The organism is Priestia sp. YIM B13490 (assembly GCF_042787735.1).
GTDB lineage: Bacteria > Bacillota > Bacilli > Bacillales > Bacillaceae_H > Priestia > Priestia megaterium.
This window is the reverse complement of sequence record NZ_JBHZOT010000020.1, coordinates 1-23,198: the sequence shown is the minus strand read 5'-3', so window position 1 is coordinate 23,198 and position 23,198 is coordinate 1. Positions and strand designations below refer to the sequence as shown.

Here is a 23,198-nt window from a genome sequence, read left to right as displayed (position 1 = left end):
GCTCTATTCTATTGCGGTTAGCGGCTAATAAAAAGAGTTGTTCACATCATTACAAGCTGCAGGTGAAAGGTGTAGGAATGCAGAAACAATCAAAGCTCTATTCTATTTTTAACGGCGCCATTATTTTAACGCTCGCAGGTTTATTTACGAAAATCTTAAGTGCCACTTATCGTATTCCATATCACCATATCGCGGGAGATATAGGGTTTTATATCTATCAGCAAGTTTATCCGCTATATGGAATTGCGCTACAGCTAGGTACATATGGTTTCCCTGTAATTATTTCAAAGTTAGTAGCTGAGTATGCGGTAACAAATCGGAGAAAGGAAATCCGAGGAATACTTCAAGTTTCGTTTGCTTTTTTGTTTGTAGTAGGCTGCACGATATTTGCGTTTGAATATATTTTCGCAGAAACGATTGCCGAGTGGATGGGAGATCGTAAATTAACGGTTCTCATTCAAATTATTTCATTTTCCTTTTTACTTATTCCGTTTATTGCTGTTATTCGTGGTTATTATCAAGGATTACATAATATGTTTCCTACAGCGCTGTCTCAAATTGCAGAACAAGTTGTACGGGTAGGGACTATTTTGTATCTGTCTATTTTCTTGATCCAACATGGTTATGATCTATATACTGCAGGGGCGGGAGCTATTTTTGGTTCCATAACAGGCGGTATCACATCCCTTATTATTTTATTTTTATTTGTTTTTAGAACAAAGACAAATTCTAAGGGAGTATTTCAACGCATAAAAAAAGCAGACATCAAGAGAATATTTAAAATCCTTATTATTCAAGGCTTATTAATTTGTATTAGCGGTATGGGTCTGCTGTTTATCCAGCTTATTGACTCCTTTACTTTATATTCTAGTCTAACGGCGCACGGCATGGCTGAAGAAGCAGCACAAATTTTAAAAGGTATTTACGACCGCGGTCTTCCGTTGATTCAATTAGGTACAGTAGTAGGTACAGCTTTTTCGCTTTCGCTTGTACCTGTTATTTCTTCAGCCATTGCGAAAAAGAACTTGTCATTTGTGGTTGAAAAAGTTCAGCTGTCTCTCCGTCTATCGCTTGTAGTCGGAGTTGGAGCAGCTTTTGGCTTGATTGCGCTGATGAAACCCATTAATATGCTTTTATACGGTGACTCCCACGGAACGGACGGTTTACAAATTTTGAGCTTGTTAGTTATATTTACAACAGTAGCAGCAACTGCTGGAGCTGTGCTGCAGGGGATGGGAGCTGTTTTTGCGCCTGTAATAGCCGTCATCGCTGGCATGGCAGTCAAACTAATATTGAATCTTTGGCTAATACCAGATTTTCAAACCATAGGAGCAGCCATTGCTTCCTCAGCTGGATTCGCTATCGTTGCAGCAATCAATCTATTTTGTCTGTATAAAAAGTTAGCTGTACCTCTTGTTCCGAAAAAGGCGAGTGGAGGTATTTTTATAACGGGCATAGCAATGGTCGTTCTTTTGCAAAGCTATTTATTTTGTTTACATCACTTTGTATGGTCTAATGGTTTAGATACAAGCAAACAAGTGGTTGAAACAGGAGCTGGTGTTTTAATAGGCGGTTTGTTTTATTTGTTTATCATTATGAAACAACACATTTTTACCGAAGAGGAATTACGTTTACTTCCAATGGGAAGTGTTTTAGCTAAATACGTATTAAAAAATAAATAAGAAGGTGAAGCAATGACAGGTAAAGTAACAGTTATTGGTTTAGGAGCAGGCGATTTAGAACAGCTACCTGTAGGTATTTATCGCTTGCTACAGCAGGAAAAGCATATTTATATGCGCACAAAAGAACATCCTGTAATCAAAGAATTAGAAAGTGAAGGCTTGACGTATGTATCCTATGATGACGTATACGAATCTTATGATGCATTTGAAGAGGTATATGAACATATATCAAATGATTTAATCGATAAAGCTTCAATAGAAGAAGTGGTGTATGCCGTTCCTGGGCACCCTTTAGTGGCAGAACGTACGGTTCAATTACTTTTACAAAAAGGAAAAGAACGAGGCATTCCTGTTGAAATTAAAGGAGGACAAAGCTTCTTAGACCCAATTTTTGGTGCGCTAAAGATCGATCCTATCGAAGGATTTCAGCTGCTAGATGGAACAGATTTAAAGCGAAGCGAAATAGAGTTAACCGGTCATGTTCTAATTGCTCAAGTGTACGATCAGTTCGTTGCTTCAGAGGTAAAGCTAACACTGATGGAACACGTTCCTGATGATTACCTCGTTTATATTGTAACAGCAGCGGGAAGCAGTGAAGAAAAAATCCAGCCGGTCAAGCTGTATGAATTGGATAGAGAAATGTCGCTCAATAACTTAACGACTATTTATGTGCCTCCAGTAGCAGACGAAACAATTTTATATCATCAATTTGACTCGTTCAGAAGGATTATTGCCACGCTCAGAGGGCCAAACGGATGTCCTTGGGATCAAAAACAAACGCATGAATCGCTCAAGCGCTATTTGCTAGAAGAGTCATATGAGTTATTAGATGCAATTGACCGTCAAGATGACGATAATATGATTGAAGAGCTCGGTGATGTATTGCTGCAAGTATTGCTTCATGCCCAAATCGGTGAAGATGAAGGAATGTTTTCAATTGATGATGTCATTCGCAGTGTTTCAGAGAAAATGGTAAGACGCCATCCGCATGTATTTGGGGAAGTGAGCGTGAATAATGCAGATGAGGTCTTGAAAAATTGGGATGAAATCAAAAAAGAAGAAAAAGGAGAGGAACCTTCTTCTCTGTTAGCTTCTGTACCTGGGGCTATGCCTTCTTTAATGAAAGCGCATGGATACCAAAAACAAGCTGCAAAAGTTGGTTTCGATTGGTCAGAAGTTGAACCAATGTGGGGGAAAGTACAGGAAGAACTTGCTGAATTCCAAGAGGAAGTACAGCATGCTGATAAAGAAAAAATGAGCGATGAATTTGGAGATATTTTATTTGCTTTAGTGAATATTGCAAGGTTTTATAAAATTGACTCTGAAGCTGCATTAGCTAAAACGAATACAAAATTTTTAAATCGATTTCAATATATTGAAGAAAAAGTGAGAGCTTCTGAAAAACCATTTGAATCTTTTTCGTTAGAAGAGTTAGATGAATTTTGGGAAGACGCCAAAAAAACAGGTTTGTAAAACAGAAAGGTGAGGGAATTATGAGGTTAGATAAATTTTTAAAAGTATCACGTTTAATTAAGCGCCGTACATTAGCAAAAGAAGTATCAGACAAGGGCCGTATTACCATTAATGGTATCGTTGCAAAAGCAAGCACAAATGTGAAAGTAGGAGATGAGTTAGCGATCACATTTGGCACGAAGAAAATTACCGTTAAAATAGAGGCTCTTCAAGAAGCAGCTAAAAAAGAAGAAGCAGCTAATTTGTACTCAATTGTCAAAGAAGAGCGTATTTCATCTGAAGTATAACTGATGAAGGCTTGTTCTAAATCACCTTTCTCATTCATATGTTTTAAACAACAGATAACAAGAGCGAATGCTCTTAATGAATGAGGTGGGGATGAAGATATGAGCCAATTTCACGAAACAAGCAATTCAAACAAAGACCATACTCCAAATCATGATTTAGTGATGAAGGGTCGGCGTCTCTTAGATATCACGGGTGTGAAGCAGGTAGAGAGCTTTGACAATGAGGAATTTTTACTTGAAACAGTGATGGGTTTCTTGTCAGTTAGAGGGCAAAATCTGCAAATGAAAAATTTAGACGTTGATCAAGGAATTGTATCGATAAAAGGAAAAATCTTTGATATAGTTTACTTAGATGAGAACCAATCGGAGAAGGCTAAAGGATTCTTTAGTAAGTTGTTTCGATGAGTTTAAACATTCAGCTCTATACAATGCTTGCGATGGTATCGATGGGAAGCGGTTTAGGTGCTTCTCTCGATACTTATCGTTACTTTGTTAATCGCTCTAAATCACGCCCATGGTTTGTATTTGTGAATGACGTATTGTTTTGGATGGTGCAAGCTCTTCTCATTTTTTACGTGTTGTTTTTAGTGAATGAAGGAGAACTGCGTTTGTATGCGTTTCTTGCTTTGTTTTGCGGCTTTGCCGCGTATCAAAGCTTATTTCAATCACTGTATTTAAAAGTATTAACATTTACTGTCTCGAGCGTATTAAGTTTATATCGAGGTGTTTTAACGCTTAGTAATATTTTTTTGGTCAAGCCTATCCGCTTCTTTATTCATATTTTAGTTGTAGTCGCTTTAGGGATCTACCGAGCTGTTCATAAGCTGCTCGTATTCTGTCTAAAGCTTATTTACGTACCGACCAGGTGGCTTCTTTTCGTATTTTGGAGAATGATGCCTAAACCTGTAAAACGATTTTTACATATGGGTTTTCGGTATATAGAAGGAATTTACAATCGTGCAAAGAATATGATAATGAGAATCGTTGCATGGGTGAACACTTTAAAAAACAAGGGGGACGACTAATTCAATGAGTGCGGTACGAAAAAAAAAGGTCGCGAAGTTAAATACTGATTATAGCCATAAACAAGAGCAAATTAAACAAAATACAGATCGAAAGCGTATCGGTTTAATTAGGCGTTTGACTGTTTTCGGAGTGTTGGCCTTAATCATTGGTGGATTGATGGTATCAGCTTTAATTACGCAAACCTCAGCTATTGAGAACAAAAAAGCTGAGAAGGTGAAATTAGAACAGCAGCTGACAAAATTACAAAGCAAGCAAAAACAGTTAAAAGGTGAAATCGTCAAGTTAAATGACGATGATTATATTAAAAAGATTGCCCGCAGAGATTATTTTTTATCAGAAGACGGGGAAATTATCTTTAATGTAAAAAAAGACTAAACGTATGGTTCGTTGACAGTGTATTTTTGCTTTTTGTATAATATAATAAATTGATTTCTTTTATCATTTAAGGAGGAGCATTTTTTTTATGTCAATCGAAGTAGGCAGCAAGTTACAGGGAAAGGTAACAGGTATTACGAACTTTGGAGCTTTTGTTGAGTTACCAGGAGGTTCAACAGGCTTGGTTCATATCAGTGAAGTAGCTGATAATTACGTAAAGGACATTAACGACCATTTAAAAGTGGGCGACGAAGTTGAAGTCAAAGTAATTAACGTTGAGAAAGATGGTAAAATTGGTCTTTCAATTAAGAAAGCGGTAGACAAACCAGAACGTCCAGAAAGACCAGAGCGTCCTGCAAGAGCGCCACGCTCAGACCGTCCACGTGATTCACGCCCACAACGTAATAACAATCGTGGTGGCGGTAATGATTTCCGTACAAAAGAAACATTCGAACAAAAAATGAATCGTTTCTTAAAAGACAGTGAAGAACGTTTATCTTCCCTAAAACGCCATACCGAATCAAAACGCGGTGGACGCGGTGCAAAACGCGGTTAACTTGCTGCTTATATCAAATAGATAGCGAGTTTTTGGAAAGTGCCTTTTATCTAAAAGGTGCTTTTTTTATATGTAAAAAAGAGTAGAAAAAAAGCATGTACTGTTGTACATGCTTTTTGATGACCCGTACGGGATTCGAACCCGTGTTACCGCCGTGAAAGGGCGGTGTCTTAACCGCTTGACCAACGGGCCGTTATTCGAGTAGCGGCGGAGGGGATCGAACCCCCGACCTCACGGGTATGAACCGTACGCTCTAGCCAGCTGAGCTACACCGCCATTATACGTTCTCTAAAAGACATTTATAATAATATAAAAAAGAAGGGTTATTGTCAATAACTTTTTTGTTATTTTTATAGACTATTATTTGCTTTTGAAAAAAATGATGAGCATAGGCTTTCTCTGAGGCAAACAGTATCTCTGATATTTTTTAAATTGCCATGTAAGATTGTACATCTTTTTGTATAGTTTTCAATATAATACTAGAAAATAGTCGAACGATTATAGGTATTTGACTAGTCCGTTTGACAAAATTTCACCTTTCGCCGCGATATAATAATGAATAAGTATAATTAGCGGGTGGTGGGAGAATGCAAAAGACGGAAAGAGATTTTGCAAGTCCAACAACAGAGGCGGTATTTAACCGAACTAGATTAGAAATGTCCCGTGTGTTTACAAAGGCGGGTATGAAAACGGAAAAGGTGTTATTTCAATGGGGATTGTTGCTGCTAGTCGTAGGTTTTTTATTAGGACGAGCGTTAATTTTAATGAAAATCATGCCATTTGCTTTGCCATTCTTTGCAGCTGTAATGGCTATAAAGAAAGAAAAAGCACCGTTAGCAAGTTTAGCCGTATTGGCAGGGGCATTTAGTGTTTCCATTCAAAATGGAGGTACCGTATTTGCTACACTATTTGTTTTCTTACTAATTCATCGATTTAGCGGCATACTGACAATGGATCCGTTAAAGAAGCTGCCGTTCACTGTATTTAGCGCGATGTTACTTACAAAACTAACTATTTTTTATGTGTTTACCAAGGAATTCACCATGTATGATTTTACATTTGTGGCAGTAGAAGCAGGGTTGAGCTTTATCTTAACCATGATTTTCTTACAAAGCGTGCCTTTAATTTCATACCGAAAGCGAAAACAATCATTAAAAACAGAAGAAGTGATTTCTCTAATCATTTTGTTGGCATCTGTTATGACGGGGACAATAGGGTGGATGATTTACGGGCTTTCGGCTGAACATATATTATCTCGTTACTTAGTATTAGTTTTTGCATTTGTATCCGGCCCTACGATAGGAGCTACGGTAGGGGTCGTAACCGGTTTAATTTTAAGCTTCGCGAATGTTTCTAGTTTGTATGAAATGAGTTTACTCGCTTTTTCCGGCTTGCTTGGAGGACTTTTAAAAGATGGTAAAAAGCTAGGAGCAGCTCTTGGGCTGGTTGTTGGTTCATTGCTAATTGGCCTATATGCTCAGGCAGATCAAGGGTTGACGACTAATTTGTATGAATCACTGACGGCTGTTGTCCTATTTTTATTAACCCCATCTTTTGTTTTGAAAAACTTGAGTAAATTAGTACCAGGGACATCTGAAAACATGCTTGAACAACAGCAGTACGTGCGCAAGATCCGAGATGTAACAGCGAATCGCGTAGAACAGTTCTCAAATGTTTTTCAAGCACTTTCCAAAAGTTTTACGCAAAATGGATTTTATGATGAAAAGCCAAGCGCCGATAAAGAAGTCGATTATTTCTTAAGCAGCGTTACCGAAAGGACGTGCCAATTTTGTTTTAAAAAAGAACAATGTTGGGCACAGCAGTTTGATACAACCTATGAATATATGAAGGAAATTATGCTTGAAGTTGATAATGGCACTCTTGAACAAAATCCAAGACTAATTCGAGAAATGGACAAACATTGTGTGAAATCGAAAAAAGTCATCGATGTGATTGAGCATGAACTTACGTATTTTAAAGCCAATCAGCACTTAAAAGCCCAAATTCAAGAAAGTAGAAGGATTGTAGCAGAACAGCTTCACGGTGTTTCTGAAGTTATGGGAAATTTTGCAAAAGAAATTAAGCGAGAGCGCGAAAATTTAAATGTACAAGAAGAACAGATTTTAGAAGCTCTTCGCAACTTTGGGATGGAAATCAATCAAATTGAAATTTATAGCTTAGAACCTGGAAATGTAGATATTGAAATGTGGGTGCCATATTGTCACGGAAGAGGAGAATGCGAGAAGATTATTGCGCCAATGCTTACAGATATCTTAGGTGAAAGTATTGTAGTAAAGAACGAAGAATGTGCTAAATATCCTCAAGGCTATTGCCACGTTTCGTTTGGCTGTACAAAAGCGTACGTTGTTGATACAGGCGTAGCACATGCTGCTAAAGGCGGAGGGTTTGTATCCGGTGACAGCTACTCCATGATTGAGCTAAACGCTGGTAAGTATGCACTAGCTATTAGCGATGGTATGGGGAATGGAGAGCGTGCCCACTATGAAAGCAGCGAAACGCTTCAGCTGTTAAAACAAATTTTACAAACAGGAATAGAAGAGACAATTGCAATTAAATCGATTAACTCTATTTTATCGCTGCGTACAAACGATGAGATCTTTTCTACGTTAGATTTAGCGATGATCGACTTACAAGATGCCAATGTAAACTTCTTGAAAATCGGTTCTACGCCAAGCTTCATCAAACGTGGAGACAAGGTGATTAAAATACAGGCAAGCAATTTGCCAATGGGCATTATTGAAGAATTTGAAGTGGATGTTGTGAATGAACAAATGAAGGCCGAAGACTTATTAATTATGATGAGTGATGGCGTATTTGAAGGACCAAAACACGTTGAGAACTACGAAATGTGGATGAAGCGAAAAATTGGCGAGCTTCAAACAAACGATCCACAAGAAATTGCAGACTTAATTATGGAAGAAGTTATTCGAACAAAATCAGGCTTGATTGAAGATGATATGACGGTAGTTGTGGCAAAACTTCAGCACAATACCCCGAAATGGTCATCGATTCCTTCTTACGCTTATCGTAAAAAAGCACAATAGTTAGATAGAAGTATATTTTATCTCCTCCTCGTCTATCATGTTAATACTGATAATGAGGAGGGGATTTTTTTATGAAAAAAGGTACATTGAAACAGATGTTGGTCATTACGGACGGTGGTTCGAATACAGGTGAAGATCCGGTAGCAATGGCAGCACTAGCTAAAGAACAAGGGATTAGTGTAAACGTTATTGGTGTGATGGAAGAGGACACAATTGATGAGCAAAGCACGAATGAAATAGAAGGCATTGCCATGTCAGGCGGTGGCGTGAGTCAAATTGTTTACGTAAAACAGCTTTCTCAAACTGTTCAAATGGTTACAAGGCAAGCAATGACGCAAACACTTCAAGGCGTTGTAAATAAAGAGCTTCAGCAAATTCTAGGTTCCTCTAATTCAAGATTAGAAGAGTTATCTCCTGAGAAGCGAGGAGAAATCATGGAAGTTGTTGATGAACTTGGGGAAACGGTTGACTTAGAGATTCTTATTTTAGTTGACATGAGCGGAAGTATGAAAAATAAGCTTCCTACTGTAAAGGAGTCACTGTTAGATTTATCGTTAAGCTTGAATGCTCGCATGGGGCATAATCAATTTTCAATCTTTTTATTTCCTGGGAAAAAGAAAGATGTAGAGAAGCTAATGGACTGGAATCCAAGATTAGAGTCGCTTTCAACGATTTTTCCAAAACTAACAGCAGGAGGTATTACGCCTACTGGACCGGCTATCAAAGAGGCTACTCATTATTTCACCAAAAAGCGCTCATTGAGAGGGTTGTTAAAAAATAATGAACAATACATTGAAGAATCAGGTATGTAACCTATCTCCGGGAACAGAAATTCAAGGGAAATGGCATCACGTCCATTATAAAATTCTTGAGAAATTAGGCGTGGGGGCAACTGGAGTTGTCTATTTAGTTCAATTAGTAAACGGAACGCTAGCAGCGTTAAAAATAAGCTTTTCCAACATGTCTGTTACAGCAGAAGTGAATGTATTAAAAAAGCTCTCTCAAGTCAAAGACAAAGTGCTAGGACCGCGCTTACTTGATGTAGATGATTGGAGCTATGGTTCTCATGCTCTTTCTTTCTATGTAATGGAGTATGTGAAAGGGCAGCCTCTCCTTTCCTTTATCTCAACAAGAGGGACAGAATGGCTGCAAGTATTTGCAAGTCAGCTCTTAACAGACTTGGAAAACCTTCATGAAGAAGGGTGGGTATTTGGCGATTTAAAACCAGAAAACCTGGTCGTAACATCTAACCCCGTAAAAGTTCGATGGATTGACGTCGGAGGAACAACTCTGCAAGGGCGGTCAATAAAAGAATTTACCGACTTTTATGATCGGGCGCACTGGGGGCTTGGCTCCCGAAAAGCAGAACCGACCTATGATTTGTTTGCTGTATCTATGGTTTTGATTCACGCAGCTTATGGCAAGCGAATTAATAAAACGGACAAACCGGCTGAACAATTAAAACAATTTATATTAACAACAAAGCAGTTGGAACCTTTCGGGGACGTTTTGTATCAAGCGGTTACGGGAAAGTATAAGTCAGCTAAAGAAATGAAAACAGAGGTGTTATCGGTCGAAAAAAGAAGAGGGGCAAAAAGTAAAGGAACAAAGCCTCAAAACGTTCGTCAACCGTCTGCCCCTCGTGTTAAAGTAAAGAAGAAGCGTTCTCACGTGTTAGAGACGCTACTACTTTGTACATCTGTAATGTTGATTTATATTTTGTATCTATTTATTCAAGTGCTATAAAGTTTGGAGAAATTGTGAAACTTTCCTTATAGTCATTCGTATAAAGTAAATTAATGATACATTATTGCGTGTACATTATAAGGATGAGTCATTCCTATGGAAAAGCAAGTGAACAATTTTATGACAAAACATCAGTTATTATCCGCAGGCTCTACAGTGGTTGTAGGTATTTCTGGTGGTCCTGATTCTTTAGCACTGGTGCATTTCTTATGGAGTCTGAAAGAGCAAAAATCTCTTACTATTATTGCTGCTCATGTTGATCATATGTTCCGGGGAGAAGAGTCACAGCAAGATATGGAATATGTGCAGAACTACTGCAAACAATTGAATATTAAATGTGAGGCGAAGCAAATTGATGTTACTGCCTATCAGAAGGAAAGAAAGTTATCTTCTCAAGTAGCAGCCAGAGAATGCCGCTATACATTTTTTACTCATGTTATGAAGAAGCACAAAGCAAATTTTCTTGCATTAGGACATCACGGAGATGATCAGATTGAAACGATGTTAATGCGAATGGTCCGAGGCAGTACGATGAATGGATACGCAGGGATGCAGCCCAAGCGGCCATATGCGGATGGATTTATTATTAGGCCGTTCCTAGCCGTAACGAAAGAAGAAATCAATCGCTACTGTAAGCTACATGGGCTTACCCCTCGGATTGATCCGAGTAATGAGAAAGACTCGTACACGAGAAATCGATTTCGTCATTACGTTTTGCCATTTTTAAAGCAAGAAAACGCAGCTGTACATGAAAAATTTCAACAATTTAGCGAGAACTTGCATGAAGATCAAGCATACTTAGAGGAATTAACGACCGATGTGATGAATAAAGTAATGAGAAAGAAATTGCAAAATGAAATTCTCATCGATAGAGATTGTTTTCTAAGGATACGCAAGCCTTTACAAAGGCGTGGTATTCAACTAATATTAAACTATCTCTATAAAGAAATTCCTCCAACCCTTTCCTCAGCGCATGTTGACATGTTAGTAGGATTTTGCGAAAGTGAAAAACCGTCTGGGACGCTTGACTTTCCAAATGGTTTACGTATTATCCGATCTTACAACGACTGTCTTTTCACCTTTAATGAGGGGAACATCGAGCCATATGAATTTATTGTTCCGATTCCAGGGGTCGTCGAGCTTCCAAATGGTCACCAGCTTATTTGTGAAATACATAATAAAGTCGAAGATATAAAAGGAAACGATGTTTTTCTTTTAGATGAAGCTCACGATTTACAATCATTAAAGGTAAGGACACGAAAAAATGGCGATAAAATGCGAGTAAAGGGCATGAAGGGACATAAAAAAGTAAAGGATATTTTTATCGATGAAAAAATCCCTTTACACTTCAGAGATCATTGGCCGGTAGTGGAAGATAGCCAAGGAACTATTTTGTGGCTACCTGGTTTGAAAAAATCTGCTTATGAACTGCATACACATAAGTCCAGATATGTTATTTTATACTATAAGTAGCGAAAACTTCTAGGAGGCAAGTAAGGAATGAAGCAGGATATTCAAGAAATTTTGATTTCAGAAGAAGAAATACAACAGAAAGTAAAAGAATTGGGTAAGCTATTATCTGAGGAATACGCTGACCGTTTTCCTTTGGTAATCGGTGTATTAAAAGGCGCTATGCCTTTTATGTCTGATCTAATTAAGCGTGTTGATACATATTTAGAAATGGATTTTATGGATGTATCAAGTTATGGCAATGCGATGGTTTCTTCTGGTGAAGTAAAAATCCTAAAAGATTTAGATACATCAGTTGAAGGTCGAGACATTCTTATCTTAGAGGATATTATCGACAGCGGCTTAACGCTTAGCTACCTTGTAGAGTTATTCAAGTACCGTAAAGCTAAGTCAATTAAGATTGTCACACTCTTAGACAAACCAACAGGTCGTAAAGCATCTATTAAAGCAGATTACGTTGGATTTGAAGTACCTGATGCATTCGTAGTAGGGTATGGATTAGATTATCAAGAGAAATATCGTAACCTGCCGTATATTGGGGTTCTTAAACCGCAAGTATACAGCAATTAATAAGCACATATCCAAGTGCAATTTATTGGATAGGATAAATGTTCTATGTTAGTATTGAATACAGTATTTGTTTATCGTGGGAGGAGGTAAGAAATGAATCGGATCTTCCGTAATACCATCTTTTATTTACTTATATTTTTAGTCATTATTGGCGTGGTAAGCTTCTTTAGTGGCTCTAATCAAAAAGCAGAACCAATGAGATACGATACATTTGTTCAACACTTAGACAAAGGTGATGTGAAATCACTCTCTATGAAGCCTGAAAGAGGCGTGTATGTTGTGCAAGGGAAGTTAGATTCTTATAAAAAGGATCAAACGTTCCAAACTTACATCGTAGATGGTGACAAAGCACTTGATCGTATTGACGCTGCTTCCGAAAATAATCAAGTAGAAGTTGATTTTAAACCTGCTGATGAAACAAGCGGCTGGGTAACGTTCTTTACGTCAATCATTCCGTTTGTTATTATTTTCATCCTATTCTTCTTCTTACTGAACCAAGCTCAAGGTGGCGGAAGCCGCGTTATGAACTTCGGTAAAAGTAAGGCTAAGCTTTACAGTGAAGAAAAGAAAAAGGTTAAATTTAAAGACGTAGCTGGTGCAGACGAAGAAAAGCAAGAACTTGTGGAAGTTGTTGAGTTCTTAAAAGATCCTCGTAAGTTCGCAGAGCTAGGTGCAAGAATTCCGAAGGGTGTCTTACTTGTGGGACCTCCTGGTACTGGTAAAACATTATTAGCAAGAGCCGTTGCTGGCGAAGCAGGCGTTCCTTTCTTCTCTATCAGTGGTTCAGACTTTGTTGAAATGTTTGTTGGGGTCGGTGCTTCTCGTGTTCGTGATTTATTCGAAAATGCGAAGAAGAATGCTCCATGTATTATCTTTATTGATGAAATCGATGCTGTAGGTCGTCAACGTGGCGCAGGTCTTGGTGGCGGACACGATGAGCGTGAACAAACATTGAACCAGTTGCTTGTTGAGATGGATGGTTTTGGTGCTAACGAAGGTATCATTATCATTGCAGCAACAAACCGCCCGGATATCTTAGATCCAGCGTTATTACGTCCAGGCCGTTTCGACCGTCAAATTACGGTAGATCGTCCAGATGTAAATGGCCGTGAAGCAGTGCTTAAAGTACATGCTCGCAATAAGCCTTTAGATGAATCAGTAAACTTAAAAGCAATTGCTATGCGTACGCCAGGTTTCTCAGGTGCAGATCTCGAAAACTTGTTAAACGAAGCTGCCTTAGTAGCTGCTAGACAGGACAAAAAGAAAATTGAAATGGTTGACATTGACGAAGCAACAGACCGCGTAATTGCAGGTCCAGCTAAGAAAAGTCGAGTTATTTCTAAAAAAGAACGCAATATTGTTGCTTATCATGAAGCAGGACATACAATTATCGGTGTCGTATTAGACGAAGCTGATATGGTACATAAAGTAACCATTGTTCCACGTGGGCAAGCTGGTGGATATGCTGTTATGTTACCAAAAGAAGATCGCTACTTTATGACGAAGCCAGAGCTGCTGGATAAAATTGTTGGATTGCTTGGTGGTCGCGTAGCTGAGGAAATTATTTTCGGCGAAGTGAGTACAGGTGCTCACAATGACTTCCAGCGTGCAACAAGCATCGCTCGTAAAATGGTAACAGAATACGGTATGAGTGAAAAGTTAGGACCAATGCAGTTCGGTCAATCACAACAAGGCCAAGTATTCTTAGGTCGTGATTTACACAGTGAACAAAACTACAGTGATGCGATTGCTCATGAAATTGATAATGAAATCCAACGTTTCATTAAAGAAAGCTATGAGCGTGCGAAGCAGATCTTAACGGAAAATCGTGACAAGTTAGAGCTTGTAGCTCAAACATTGTTAGAAGTAGAAACGTTAGACGCTGAGCAAATCAACCACTTAGTAGATCATGGAACTCTTCCAGACCGTTCTAGTCACGTAACAGATGAAGATGTTAAAGTAAACATCCAAACAAAGACAGACGATGAAGAGCCAAAAGCATAAGACAATAAAGATCAGTGGAGATATTCTCCACTGATTTTTTAATGGGCAAAAGTTAGGTTTGGTAAAAGATTTTCGTATATATGGTGGATAAGTAGGATATCCACTAGAGAATCGTGTCATTATATTCCTATTTTATCTAGAATATACACGTCTATTTACCAGTTATGGTATGATGGTTTCAGTGTGAATACTGAATTTATATAAAGTGGTGATTGAAATGATTTTTGTATTAGATGTTGGAAATACGAATACGGTATTAGGTGTATACGATGGAGATGAATTGAAGTATCACTGGCGTGTAGAAACAAGCCGTAATAAAACAGAAGACGAGTATGGCATGACAATCAAAGCCTTGCTTGAGCACGTTAGTTTATCTTTTAAAGATATTCATGGTATTATTATTTCCTCTGTTGTTCCTCCTATTATGTTTGCATTGGAGAGAATGTGTCAAAAGTATTTTCATTTAAAGCCGCTTGTTGTTGGTCCTGGAATTAAGACGGGTTTAAATATTAAATATGAAAATCCGCGTGAAGTGGGAGCAGACCGTATTGTAAATGCTGTTGCTGGAATTCAGCTATACGGAAGCCCTTTAATTATCGTTGATTTTGGTACCGCAACCACATATTGCTATATTGATGAAAATAAGCAATATATGGGTGGTGCGATTGCCCCTGGTATTAATATTTCGACAGAAGCTCTTTATTCACGAGCATCTAAGCTTCCGCGAATTGAAATTGCGCGACCAAATAGCATTGTGGGAAAAAATACAGTATCTGCGATGCAAGCAGGTATTTTATATGGATACGTTGGACAAGTAGAAGGAATTGTAGCAAGAATGAAAGAGCAAGCAACAGTAAATCCTAAAGTTATTGCTACTGGAGGACTCGCAACATTGATTGCTAAAGAGTCGGATATTATTGATATTGTGGATCCATTTTTGACTTTAAAAGGATTGCAAATAATTTATACAAAAAATATGGAGTAAGAGGTGTATATTATGGGTGACTATTTAGTAAAAGCATTAGCTTACAATAGTCAAGTTCGCGCTTATGCAGTAAAAACAACGGATACAGTTGGAGAAGCGCAGCGCCGTCACTATACATGGCCTACAGCCTCTGCAGCATTGGGACGTTCAATGACTGCGGGAGTCATGATGGGGGCTATGCTAAAGGGTGAGCAAAAGCTAACAATTAAAATTGAAGGCCGCGGCCCAATTGGCGTTATTTTAGTAGACAGCAATGCTAAAGGGGAAGTGCGTGGATATGTAACGAATCCACAAACGCACTTCGATTTAAATCAGCATGGGAAATTAGATGTAGCACGTGCTGTAGGTACAGAGGGCACGCTAAGTGTCGTAAAAGATATCGGAATGCGTGATCAATTTAACGGACAAGTACCTATTGTATCGGGAGAATTAGGAGAGGATTTCACGTATTATTTTGTGACATCTGAACAAGTCCCATCTTCAGTAGGTGTAGGTGTACTTGTTAACCCTGATAACACGATCTTAGCTGCGGGCGGATTTATCATTCAGCTTCTGCCGGGAACAGATGATAAAACGATTACAGCTATTGAACAACGATTACAGACGATTGAACCAATTTCAAAACTGATTCAAAAAGGTCTTTCTCCTGAGGAAATCTTAGAAGAAGTTCTTGGAAAAGAAAATGTGAAGTTTCTGGAGACAATGCCTGTAGAGTTCAAATGTCAGTGCTCAGAAGAAAGAATTGCCAATGCTATTATCAGCTTAGGACAAGAAGAGATTCAATCGATGATTGAGGAAGACGGCCAAGCTGAAGCCCAGTGTCATTTCTGTAATGAGACCTATCGTTTTGATAAAAAGCAGCTTGAAGAAATGAAAAAACAAGCAATTTAAATGAAATAAAAGATTCTTAAAAGGCGTCATTTTATAAATGAGCGCCTTTTTTTATAGATATTAAGTTCTATTTCTGTATATATTGATCTAAAAATATAACAAAATTAGGTAAATGGAAAGACAAAATGATTGACAATTTAGAAAACATCTGATAAATTGTATACAAAATCAATAAAATTAGTTGGTATTAGGAGTGGTCATATGGCACGTATTGCAAATTCAATTACAGAGTTAATTGGTCAAACACCAATCGTAAAACTAAACCGTCTAGTTGAAGAAGATATGGCGGATGTATATTTAAAATTAGAATTTATGAACCCGGGAAGCAGCGTAAAAGATCGTATCGCATTAGCGATGATTGAAGATGCGGAAGCAAAAGGTGTGTTAAAACCTGGCGACACAATCATTGAACCAACAAGTGGTAACACAGGAATTGGCTTAGCAATGGTAGCTGCAGCAAAAGGATACCGTGCTATTTTAACAATGCCTGAAACGATGAGTATTGAGCGTCGTAATCTGCTTCGTGCATACGGTGCAGAGTTAGTATTAACACCAGGTCCAGAAGGAATGAAAGGGGCGGTTAATAAAGCAACTGAGCTTGCAAAAGAGCACGGCTACTTTATTCCTCAGCAGTTCCAAAACGAGGCGAACCCAGAAGTGCACCGTCAAACAACGGCTAAAGAAATCATCGAGCAGTTCGGCGATCAGCTAGATGGATTTGTGGCAGGTATCGGTACTGGCGGTACTATTACAGGTGCTGGTGAAGTGTTAAAAGAAAAGTACCCAAATATCAAAATTTATGCGGTAGAGCCAGCTGATTCTCCGATTTTAAGCGGTGGTCAACCAGGACCTCATAAAATTCAAGGAATTGGTGCAAACTTTGTTCCGGATACGCTTAACACGGAAGTATATGACGAAGTTGTCGCTGTTCAAAACGATCAAGCTTTTGAATATGCCCGTAAAGTAGCAAAAACAGAAGGTGTACTAGTAGGTATCTCTTCTGGGGCTGCGATTTATGCTGCGTTAAAAGCTGCAAAACAGCTTGGAAAAGGTAAAAAAGTGTTAGCGATTATTCCAAGTAACGGTGAGCGTTACCTAAGTACTCCATTGTTCCAATTCGAGGAACAAACACAAGCATAAAAACGATAAAAAAACAGCTTCTATATGAAGCTGTTTTTTTTCATCTAAGAATCATGTAAAATGAAAGCAGGTGATTTATTTTTAGGAGAGTGAACAAATGCAGCAAAGAATGACTTGGGGCGAATCTATTTCTATCTCTAAAAGCCAATGGTTCAAAAAATATCAAGAGTTGTCAAAAGAGGAACCGAATCATATCCTGCTTGAAAGCGGTCGAGGCGGAAAGTTTCAAATGATGGGATTAAAACCTGTAGCCATTTTGCGAGGCGAACAAAACGAGCTTCATATCAAAACGGATGACCAAACTACTGTTCAAAAAGGTAATCCGCTTCATCTTATGCGAGACTGGATGAAGAAGTTTGAAGCAGAGGTGAATCCAGATCTTCCTCCTTTTCAAGGTGGAGCAATTGGCTTTATTAGCTATGATTATATCCGCTATGTAGAAACCATACCTGACCTTGCTGAAGATTCATTGAAAACGCCGGACGTTTATTTCCTTATTTTCGATGACGTATTTGTATACGATCAAGAAAAGGAAAAGCTCTGGATTATCGTTAATGACGAAGCAGATTGTAAAGAGCAGGCACATAAGCGTATTGATCAATACAAAAAGGACTGGATGGGGGCAAGTGATGAAGGACTCTCATATGAGCAGATTCATCGTGTTGCCGAAAAGAGTGAGGTTTCGATGTCTGAAGCTGCTTTTTCAGATGCTACAACACGCGTACATGAGTACATCGGGCAAGGCGATGTGTTTCAAGTGAACTTATCTGTTCGACAGTCTCAACAGCTTCAAACTCATCCTATGCATATCTACGAACAGGTACGAAAAATCAACCCGTCTCCTTACATGTCTTATATGCAGACAGAAGAATTTCACATTGTGAGCTGTTCACCAGAATTATTAGTGAAAAAAGCCGGTGATGAAATCAGTACGAGACCGATTGCGGGAACACGCTCCCGCGGTAAGGATGATCAAGAAGATCAACAGTTAGCAGATGAGCTTATTCATAACGAAAAAGAGCGTGCAGAGCATGTGATGCTTGTTGACTTAGAGCGTAATGATCTTGGTAGAGTAAGCGAATATGGTACTGTGCATGTTGACGAGTTTATGGTTATTGAAAAATATTCACATGTCATGCATATTGTGTCTAATGTAAAAGGCAAGCTCGCGCGCAACAAAGATTTTGTAGATATCGTAGATGCGGTTTTTCCTGGAGGAACGATTACTGGAGCACCTAAAGTTCGTACAATGGAAATCATTGAAGAACTTGAACCAGTTCGAAGAGGAATTTATACAGGATCGATTGGTTGGATTGGGTTTAATGGAGATATGGAATTAAATATTGCGATTCGCACTATGATTATTCAAGACGGCCAAGCTTATGTGCAGGCTGGTGCGGGTGTTGTGATTGATTCAAATCCGAAACACGAATACAAAGAATCACTGAAAAAAGCAATTGCACTATGGAAAGCAAAAGAGCAGAGCGAAAATGAGCTGAGTGAGGGTGAGTAAAGATGATATTAATGATTGATAATTATGATTCTTTTACGTTTAATTTAGTACAGTATTTAGGTGAGCTAGGGCATGAGCTTCTTGTAAAAAGAAATGATGAAATTACACTTTCTGAAATTGAAGTGCTAAATCCAGATTTCTTGATGATCTCCCCGGGACCATGCAGTCCTAACGAAGCGGGAATCAGTCTAGAAGCCATCGAGTATTTTGCAGGTAAGATTCCAATATTCGGCGTATGCTTAGGGCATCAGTCGATTGGGCAAGCTTTTGGAGGGAATGTGATTCGTGCGGATAAATTAATGCACGGGAAAACATCTGAAATGCATCATGATGGCCGTACTATCTTTAAAGGTCTTGATAATCCGTTCACGGCAACGCGGTATCATTCTTTGATTGTAGAAAAAAGTTCACTGCCGGATTGCTTTGAGATTTCAGCGTGGACAGCAGAAGATGAAATTATGGCGATTCGCCATAAATCATTACCTATTGAAGGAGTACAGTTCCATCCTGAATCTATCATGACTTCTTACGGTAAAGAAATGCTGAAGAATTTTATTGAAACTTACGAAAAAAAGCGAGTGTAATGATATGTATATATACGTAAATGGCGAAGTAAAGTCTGCGTCTGAAGCCACTATTTCTCCGTTTGATCACGGATATATGTATGGCCTAGGGCTGTTTGAAACGTTACGAGTGTATGAAGGTCATCCATTTTTAGTGGAAGACCATCTGGATCGCCTGCATAGCAGCTTACGTGAATTAAATATTGTATGGGACTACTCTACACAGGACGTGTTGGAAATCATTAATAGTTTGTTAATGAAAAACAATGAGAGAAATGCGTATGTTCGATTAAATGTCTCAGCAGGAAATGGCGGAATTGGCTTGCAAGTGGAAGAATACGACAAGCCATCTACAATCGTATATATGAAATCAATGCCTCATCCATCGAGCCCCCTTGTAAAAGAGGGGCTTATTCTTGAGACGAAACGAAATACGCCTGAAGGAACCATGAGATTAAAATCTCATCATTATTTAAATAATGTACTAGCTAAGCGAGAAGTTGGTTCGGACTTAAATAAAGAGGGTATCTTTTTAACAAAAGAAGGGTTCTTAGCCGAAGGTATTGTGTCCAATTTATTTTTTGTAAAAGATGATTGTGTATATACGCCGTCTCTTGAAACAGGTATCTTAAATGGAATTACGAGACAGTTTATCTTTACGCTTTTACAAAAGAAAAACATAGAGGTTGTAGAAGGCTTATTTACGGTGGAACAGCTCTTGGAGGGTGATGAAGCTTTCGTTACAAATTCCATTCAAGAAATCGTACCTCTTCGAAGTATAAAGGATAAGCAGTTTTCAGTAGGAGACCATACGCTGACAGCTCAGTTGCAAAAAGAGTATCGCTCTTACACAATGTCGCTAATGAGTCGACACGAGCTACATGTATAAAAGCGAAAGGAGAGACTAAAGATGGATAAAATTTATGTAAATGATATGCGTTTCTATGGCTATCATGGCGTATTTCCAGAAGAAAATAAATTAGGGCAGCGTTTTCACGTGGATTTAGCTGTGGAACTGGATTTAAAGCAAGCTGGTACTACGGACAATTTAGAATACTCGGTGAGCTATGCAGATTTATACCAAACATGCCAGGAAGTTGTAGAGAAGCGCACGTTCAAGTTAGTTGAAACGGTGGCTGAAACGATTGCATCTGAATTGCTTGCTAATTACGAACTCGTGCAGGCTTGTACAGTAAAGGTATATAAACCCGATCCGCCAATTCCCGGTTATTATCAATCGGTAGCTATTGAAATTAAAAGGAGCCGTTGAATGACAACAGAAGCATATATTGCATTAGGATCAAATATTGGAAATCGAATGGAACATTTGAAGTCAGGAGTTACTGGCTTGATGAAACACTCTGAGATTAAGGTAGTGGCTGTTTCATCTGTTTATGAAACGGCCCCTGTCGGGTATACGAATCAAGCAAGCTTTTTAAACATGGTAGTAAAAATACAAACAACGTATTCGTCAGAGCACCTTTTAGATTGTTTGCAAGCCATTGAACAAACGGCAGGCCGAAAAAGAGAGATTGTATGGGGACCTAGAACCCTTGATTTAGATATCTTACTTTATAGTAATGAAATCATTCACACGGATAGACTGAGCGTCCCTCATCCCCGAATGTTTGAACGAGCGTTTGTGATGGTTCCTCTAAACGAACTAGCTCCATCTCTTATTCTCCCTGTAGCAGAAGAAAAAGTTGAAACCATCACAACACGTTTATCAGATTTAAAAGATGTAAAATTATTTCGAGAGCAAACAACGGGTATACTAGATATGTTCGAAAATAATCGTAATGATTTACATAAGTGAAAATGAATCTTATTAGTTGATTCATTTTTATATTGGCGTAAAGTAGAGTTCATAGTGAAAACTTTGAGATTTGGGTTCGCAGGTTTTGGGTTTATTCGGTAGCTTGTTAGAGAAATCGAAGAAAAAGAGAAGCGAAGCAAGAATAAAGCGATTTGACATAGAGAAACGACTGAACCTATAATAATTTTAAAGAAACGTAGTAGTTGCCAGTAAACATGCTGGCCTTTTTTCTGTTTCGGAAAACTTAATTATACGATGGAGATGAGTAAACGATGAGTCATGAAGAATTAAATGATCAATTTCTCGTTCGTCGCGAAAAAATGAGCAACCTACGAGATCAAGGTATTGATCCGTTTGGTCAACGTTTTGAACGTACACATACATCACAGCAATTAATTAGTGAGTATGACGAGTTAACAAAAGAACAGTTAGAAGAAAATGAAGTGCCTGTGTCACTAGCTGGTCGTATTATGACAAAGCGTGGAAAAGGAAAAGCAGGTTTCGCTCACGTTCAAGATTTAACAGGACAAATTCAGCTTTATGTACGTAAAGATGCAATTGGCGAAGAACAGTACGAAATCTTCAGCAGCGTAGATATCGGTGACTTGGTAGGGGTTGAAGGTGTTTTATTCAAAACAAAAGTTGGCGAACTTTCTATTAAAGTAAAAGATTTTACGTTACTAACAAAAGCGCTTCGTCCACTTCCAGATAAATATCATGGTTTAAAAGATATTGAACAGCGCTACCGTCAACGTTACTTAGATTTAATTACAAACCCAGAAAGTAAACAAACATTTATCTCAAGAAGCCGCATTATTCAATCGATGCGCCGTTACTTAGATAATCATGGATATTTAGAAGTTGAAACACCGATGATGCATTCAATCGCAGGTGGAGCAGCAGCTCGTCCGTTTGTGACACACCACAATGCGCTTGATATGGAACTTTATATGCGTATTGCGATTGAACTTCATTTAAAACGTTTAATCGTAGGTGGATTAGAAAAAGTATACGAAATTGGCCGTGTATTCCGTAATGAAGGTGTATCTACACGTCACAATCCTGAATTTACAATGATCGAATTGTACGAAGCGTATGCGGACTACAAAGATATCATGGCTTTAACAGAGAACTTAATTGCACACATTGCGCAAGAAGTACTTGGCACAACAAAGATTCAGTATGGCGATCAAGAGGTAGATTTAACTCCAGAGTGGACAAGACTTCATATGGTCGATGCTATTAAACAATATACGGGCGTAGACTTCTGGGGAGAAACATCTGTTGAAGAAGCTCGTGCTTTAGCGAAAGAACACGGGGTAGAAATCACTGAACATATGCAATATGGACATATTGTAAATGAATTCTTTGAACAAAAAGTAGAAGAGCAGTTAATTCAACCAACGTTCATTTACGGACATCCTGTAGAAATCTCTCCATTGGCTAAGAAAAATGCGGAAGATCCGCGTTTTACTGACCGTTTTGAGCTGTTTATCGTTGCGCGTGAACACGCGAACGCATTTACAGAGCTAAATGATCCAATTGACCAACGTGAGCGCTTTGAAGCTCAGTTGAAAGAGAAAGAACAAGGAAACGATGAAGCACATGAGATGGATGATGACTTCATTGAGGCATTAGAATATGGTATGCCACCTACAGGTGGTCTAGGAATCGGTATTGACCGCCTTGTTATGTTACTAACAAATGCACCGTCAATCCGTGATGTACTATTATTCCCACATATGCGTCAACGCTAAAAAAAGAGATGGCTACGGCCATCTTTTTTTAGTTAATAATATTAGAAAATTTAAACTTTTAATTTACCTCTTGTTTTTATGAAATTGATTTGGTATATTTATATCTGTTGCTAACGCAGACAAGCGAGAACAACAAAAAGAAATAAAAAAGTTGTTGACATCACGTTGATAACTTGATAAGATAGTAAAGTCGCTTAAGAGTGACGGTTGAACTTTGAAAACTGAACAAAGCGACAAACGTCAACGTTAAATTTTATTTTTAAATTGAGCAAGTCAAAC

The 23,198-nt window shown here is 38.4% G+C and carries 22 protein-coding genes and 2 tRNA genes; 22 read left to right on the top strand and 2 right to left on the bottom strand.

Annotated features, from left to right (window positions below):
* Positions 1 to 77: 77 nt before the first annotated feature.
* From ACFX4R_RS27275 to ACFX4R_RS27245, 7 genes are all read left to right on the top strand, one after another.
* On the top strand, positions 78 to 1,682 hold the full coding sequence (locus tag ACFX4R_RS27275) for a putative polysaccharide biosynthesis protein (RefSeq protein WP_165575668.1): 1,605 nt from the start codon (positions 78 to 80) through the stop codon (positions 1,680 to 1,682).
* Positions 1,683 to 1,694: 12 nt separating this feature from the next.
* Positions 1,695 to 3,155, top strand: a complete 1,461-nt coding sequence (gene yabN / locus ACFX4R_RS27270) for a bifunctional methyltransferase/pyrophosphohydrolase YabN (RefSeq protein WP_162215136.1) — start codon at positions 1,695 to 1,697, stop codon at positions 3,153 to 3,155.
* Positions 3,156 to 3,175: 20 nt separating this feature from the next.
* Positions 3,176 to 3,442, top strand: a complete 267-nt coding sequence (locus tag ACFX4R_RS27265) for an RNA-binding S4 domain-containing protein (RefSeq protein ID WP_013054875.1) — start codon at positions 3,176 to 3,178, stop codon at positions 3,440 to 3,442.
* Between the two features lie 99 nt (positions 3,443 to 3,541).
* Positions 3,542 to 3,847, top strand: a complete 306-nt coding sequence (gene yabP, locus ACFX4R_RS27260) for a sporulation protein YabP (RefSeq protein ID WP_377571266.1) — start codon at positions 3,542 to 3,544, stop codon at positions 3,845 to 3,847.
* On the top strand, positions 3,844 to 4,467 hold the full coding sequence (gene yabQ / locus ACFX4R_RS27255) for a spore cortex biosynthesis protein YabQ (RefSeq protein ID WP_025753169.1): 624 nt from the start codon (positions 3,844 to 3,846) through the stop codon (positions 4,465 to 4,467). Before yabP ends, yabQ begins: the two co-directional genes overlap by 4 nt.
* Before the next feature lie 4 nt (positions 4,468 to 4,471).
* A complete protein-coding gene (locus tag ACFX4R_RS27250; protein WP_013054878.1) occupies positions 4,472 to 4,843 on the top strand; it encodes an FtsB family cell division protein in 372 nt (123 codons plus the stop codon).
* Positions 4,844 to 4,931: 88 nt separating this feature from the next.
* Positions 4,932 to 5,399 carry a S1 domain-containing RNA-binding protein gene (locus tag ACFX4R_RS27245; protein ID WP_013054879.1) on the top strand — a complete coding sequence of 156 codons (468 nt, stop codon included), beginning with the start codon at positions 4,932 to 4,934 and terminating at the stop codon, positions 5,397 to 5,399.
* Positions 5,400 to 5,519: 120 nt separating this feature from the next.
* Here the strand turns inward: ACFX4R_RS27245 and ACFX4R_RS27240 are convergent.
* Positions 5,520 to 5,591, bottom strand: a tRNA-Glu gene (locus ACFX4R_RS27240).
* Between the two features lie 10 nt (positions 5,592 to 5,601).
* A tRNA-Met gene (locus ACFX4R_RS27235) sits at positions 5,602 to 5,675 on the bottom strand.
* Between the two features lie 311 nt (positions 5,676 to 5,986).
* Between ACFX4R_RS27235 and spoIIE the strand changes: the two genes are divergently transcribed.
* From spoIIE to lysS, 15 genes are all read left to right on the top strand, one after another.
* Positions 5,987 to 8,464: a stage II sporulation protein E gene (gene spoIIE, locus ACFX4R_RS27230; protein ID WP_013054880.1), complete on the top strand. Its 2,478-nt coding sequence runs from the start codon at positions 5,987 to 5,989 to the stop codon at positions 8,462 to 8,464.
* Between the two features lie 71 nt (positions 8,465 to 8,535).
* Entirely contained in the window at positions 8,536 to 9,276 is a 741-nt protein-coding gene (locus tag ACFX4R_RS27225; protein ID WP_013054881.1) for a VWA domain-containing protein, read from the top strand.
* Positions 9,245 to 10,210, top strand: coding sequence for a protein kinase domain-containing protein (locus ACFX4R_RS27220; protein WP_034654932.1), 966 nt, complete (start codon positions 9,245 to 9,247; stop codon positions 10,208 to 10,210). Before ACFX4R_RS27225 ends, ACFX4R_RS27220 begins: the two co-directional genes overlap by 32 nt.
* Positions 10,211 to 10,306: 96 nt before the next feature.
* Entirely contained in the window at positions 10,307 to 11,683 is a 1,377-nt protein-coding gene (gene tilS, locus ACFX4R_RS27215) for a tRNA lysidine(34) synthetase TilS (protein WP_043979004.1), read from the top strand.
* A gap of 27 nt (positions 11,684 to 11,710) precedes the next feature.
* Positions 11,711 to 12,250, top strand: coding sequence for a hypoxanthine phosphoribosyltransferase (gene hpt, locus ACFX4R_RS27210; protein ID WP_013054884.1), 540 nt, complete (start codon positions 11,711 to 11,713; stop codon positions 12,248 to 12,250).
* 93 nt (positions 12,251 to 12,343) lie between these two features.
* Positions 12,344 to 14,254 carry an ATP-dependent zinc metalloprotease FtsH gene (gene ftsH / locus ACFX4R_RS27205; RefSeq protein ID WP_013054885.1) on the top strand — a complete coding sequence of 637 codons (1,911 nt, stop codon included), beginning with the start codon at positions 12,344 to 12,346 and terminating at the stop codon, positions 14,252 to 14,254.
* Positions 14,255 to 14,471: 217 nt separating this feature from the next.
* Positions 14,472 to 15,239, top strand: a complete 768-nt coding sequence (locus ACFX4R_RS27200) for a type III pantothenate kinase (protein WP_013054886.1) — start codon at positions 14,472 to 14,474, stop codon at positions 15,237 to 15,239.
* A gap of 12 nt (positions 15,240 to 15,251) precedes the next feature.
* Complete coding sequence (gene hslO, locus ACFX4R_RS27195; RefSeq protein WP_097825370.1) at positions 15,252 to 16,130, top strand: Hsp33 family molecular chaperone HslO; 879 nt, start codon at positions 15,252 to 15,254, stop codon at positions 16,128 to 16,130.
* 201 nt (positions 16,131 to 16,331) lie between these two features.
* Entirely contained in the window at positions 16,332 to 17,270 is a 939-nt protein-coding gene (gene cysK / locus ACFX4R_RS27190) for a cysteine synthase A (RefSeq protein ID WP_013054888.1), read from the top strand.
* A 97-nt stretch (positions 17,271 to 17,367) separates the two neighbouring features.
* Positions 17,368 to 18,783 (top strand): aminodeoxychorismate synthase component I, encoded by a 1,416-nt coding sequence (gene pabB / locus ACFX4R_RS27185; protein WP_323619470.1) that lies wholly within the window; start codon positions 17,368 to 17,370, stop codon positions 18,781 to 18,783.
* 2 nt (positions 18,784 to 18,785) lie between these two features.
* Positions 18,786 to 19,367, top strand: a complete 582-nt coding sequence (gene pabA / locus ACFX4R_RS27180) for an aminodeoxychorismate/anthranilate synthase component II (protein ID WP_013054890.1) — start codon at positions 18,786 to 18,788, stop codon at positions 19,365 to 19,367.
* 4 nt (positions 19,368 to 19,371) lie between these two features.
* Positions 19,372 to 20,235 (top strand): aminodeoxychorismate lyase, encoded by an 864-nt coding sequence (pabC, locus tag ACFX4R_RS27175; protein WP_043979051.1) that lies wholly within the window; start codon positions 19,372 to 19,374, stop codon positions 20,233 to 20,235.
* A 21-nt stretch (positions 20,236 to 20,256) separates the two neighbouring features.
* Positions 20,257 to 20,616: a dihydroneopterin aldolase gene (gene folB / locus ACFX4R_RS27170; RefSeq protein ID WP_013054892.1), complete on the top strand. Its 360-nt coding sequence runs from the start codon at positions 20,257 to 20,259 to the stop codon at positions 20,614 to 20,616.
* Positions 20,617 to 21,162, top strand: coding sequence for a 2-amino-4-hydroxy-6-hydroxymethyldihydropteridine diphosphokinase (gene folK, locus ACFX4R_RS27165; protein WP_028410339.1), 546 nt, complete (start codon positions 20,617 to 20,619; stop codon positions 21,160 to 21,162). It begins immediately after the preceding gene.
* Between the two features lie 272 nt (positions 21,163 to 21,434).
* Positions 21,435 to 22,919: a lysine--tRNA ligase gene (gene lysS, locus ACFX4R_RS27160; RefSeq protein ID WP_013054894.1), complete on the top strand. Its 1,485-nt coding sequence runs from the start codon at positions 21,435 to 21,437 to the stop codon at positions 22,917 to 22,919.
* The last annotated feature ends 279 nt before the right edge of the window (positions 22,920 to 23,198 follow it).

Bases quoted from the DNA above. Each gene is read 5' to 3' on its own strand.
- ACFX4R_RS27275 (WP_165575668.1), top strand. From the start codon at position 78: ATGCAGAAACAATCAAAGCTCTATTCTATTTTTAACGGCGCCATTATT.
- yabN (WP_162215136.1), top strand. From the start codon at position 1,695: ATGACAGGTAAAGTAACAGTTATTGGTTTAGGAGCAGGCGATTTAGAA.
- ACFX4R_RS27265 (WP_013054875.1), top strand. From the start codon at position 3,176: ATGAGGTTAGATAAATTTTTAAAAGTATCACGTTTAATTAAGCGCCGT.
- yabP (WP_377571266.1), top strand. From the start codon at position 3,542: ATGAGCCAATTTCACGAAACAAGCAATTCAAACAAAGACCATACTCCA.
- yabQ (WP_025753169.1), top strand. From the start codon at position 3,844: ATGAGTTTAAACATTCAGCTCTATACAATGCTTGCGATGGTATCGATG.
- ACFX4R_RS27250 (WP_013054878.1), top strand. From the start codon at position 4,472: ATGAGTGCGGTACGAAAAAAAAAGGTCGCGAAGTTAAATACTGATTAT.
- ACFX4R_RS27245 (WP_013054879.1), top strand. From the start codon at position 4,932: ATGTCAATCGAAGTAGGCAGCAAGTTACAGGGAAAGGTAACAGGTATT.
- spoIIE (WP_013054880.1), top strand. From the start codon at position 5,987: ATGCAAAAGACGGAAAGAGATTTTGCAAGTCCAACAACAGAGGCGGTA.
- ACFX4R_RS27225 (WP_013054881.1), top strand. From the start codon at position 8,536: ATGAAAAAAGGTACATTGAAACAGATGTTGGTCATTACGGACGGTGGT.
- ACFX4R_RS27220 (WP_034654932.1), top strand. From the start codon at position 9,245: ATGAACAATACATTGAAGAATCAGGTATGTAACCTATCTCCGGGAACA.
- tilS (WP_043979004.1), top strand. From the start codon at position 10,307: ATGGAAAAGCAAGTGAACAATTTTATGACAAAACATCAGTTATTATCC.
- hpt (WP_013054884.1), top strand. From the start codon at position 11,711: ATGAAGCAGGATATTCAAGAAATTTTGATTTCAGAAGAAGAAATACAA.
- ftsH (WP_013054885.1), top strand. From the start codon at position 12,344: ATGAATCGGATCTTCCGTAATACCATCTTTTATTTACTTATATTTTTA.
- ACFX4R_RS27200 (WP_013054886.1), top strand. From the start codon at position 14,472: ATGATTTTTGTATTAGATGTTGGAAATACGAATACGGTATTAGGTGTA.
- hslO (WP_097825370.1), top strand. From the start codon at position 15,252: ATGGGTGACTATTTAGTAAAAGCATTAGCTTACAATAGTCAAGTTCGC.
- cysK (WP_013054888.1), top strand. From the start codon at position 16,332: ATGGCACGTATTGCAAATTCAATTACAGAGTTAATTGGTCAAACACCA.
- pabB (WP_323619470.1), top strand. From the start codon at position 17,368: ATGCAGCAAAGAATGACTTGGGGCGAATCTATTTCTATCTCTAAAAGC.
- pabA (WP_013054890.1), top strand. From the start codon at position 18,786: ATGATATTAATGATTGATAATTATGATTCTTTTACGTTTAATTTAGTA.
- pabC (WP_043979051.1), top strand. From the start codon at position 19,372: ATGTATATATACGTAAATGGCGAAGTAAAGTCTGCGTCTGAAGCCACT.
- folB (WP_013054892.1), top strand. From the start codon at position 20,257: ATGGATAAAATTTATGTAAATGATATGCGTTTCTATGGCTATCATGGC.
- folK (WP_028410339.1), top strand. From the start codon at position 20,617: ATGACAACAGAAGCATATATTGCATTAGGATCAAATATTGGAAATCGA.
- lysS (WP_013054894.1), top strand. From the start codon at position 21,435: ATGAGTCATGAAGAATTAAATGATCAATTTCTCGTTCGTCGCGAAAAA.